Here is a 1,277-nt window from a genome sequence, read left to right as displayed (position 1 = left end):
ATGGCCCCCCTTCTCCCGAAGTTACGGGGGCATTTTGCCGAGTTCCTTAACCATAGTTCACCCGAACGCCTCGGTATTCTCTACCTGACCACCTGAGTCGGTTTAGGGTACGGGCCGCCATGAAACTCGCTAGAGGCTTTTCTCGACAGCATAGGATCATCCACTTCACCACAATCGGCTCGGCATCAGGTCTCAGCCGTATGCAAGGCGGATTTGCCTACCTTGCGGCCTACACCCTTACCCCGGGACAACCACCGCCCGGGATGGACTACCTTCCTGCGTCACCCCATCACTCACCTACTAACCGCTTGGTCCGGCGGCTCCACCACTTTCCTTTCCCCGAAGGGTCCGGAACGGCTTCACGGCCTTAGCATCACGATGCTCGATGTTTGACGCTTCACAGCGGGTACCGGAATATCAACCGGTTATCCATCGACTACGCCTGTCGGCCTCGCCTTAGGTCCCGACTTACCCTGGGCAGATCAGCTTGACCCAGGAACCCTTAGTCAATCGGCGCAAACGTTTCTCACGTTTGTATCGCTACTCATGCCTGCATTCTCACTCGTCAACCGTCCACGACTACCTTCCAGTGCCGCTTCACCCGGCAGACGACGCTCCCCTACCCATCACAGCACCCGTTGGGGCTATACGCTGCAATGACACGACTTCGGCGGTACGCTTGAGCCCCGCTACATTGTCGGCGCGGAATCACTAGACCAGTGAGCTATTACGCACTCTTTCAAGGGTGGCTGCTTCTAAGCCAACCTCCTGGTTGTCTCTGCGACTCCACATCCTTTCCCACTTAGCGTACGCTTAGGGGCCTTAGTCGATGCTCTGGGCTGTTTCCCTCTCGACCATGGAGCTTATCCCCCACAGTCTCACTGCCGCGCTCTCACTTACCGGCATTCGGAGTTTGGCTAAGGTCAGTAACCCGGTAGGGCCCATCGCCTATCCAGTGCTCTACCTCCGGCAAGAAACACACGACGCTGCACCTAAATGCATTTCGGGGAGAACCAGCTATCACGGAGTTTGATTGGCCTTTCACCCCTAACCACAGGTCATCCCCCAGGTTTTCAACCCTGGTGGGTTCGGTCCTCCACGAAGTCTTACCTCCGCTTCAACCTGCCCATGGCTAGATCACTCCGCTTCGGGTCTTGAGCGTGCTACTACAGCGCCCTGTTCGGACTCGCTTTCGCTACGGCTTCCCCACCCGGGTTAACCTCGCAACACACCGCAAACTCGCAGGCTCATTCTTCAAAAGGCACGCAGTCACGAGA

At 57.2% G+C, this 1,277-nt stretch carries 1 rRNA gene (running past one end of the window); it reads right to left on the bottom strand.

Features of this window, described 5'->3' with window-relative positions:
- Positions 1-1,277, bottom strand: a 23S ribosomal RNA gene (locus ACH4LD_RS42935) (its annotated part extends 1,210 nt beyond the left edge of the window); the annotation flags it as partial.

This window comes from Streptomyces sp. NPDC017676, from assembly GCF_044329325.1.
Classification (GTDB): Bacteria; Actinomycetota; Actinomycetes; order Streptomycetales; family Streptomycetaceae; genus Streptomyces.
This window is presented reverse-complemented; position numbering and strand designations above follow the sequence as displayed.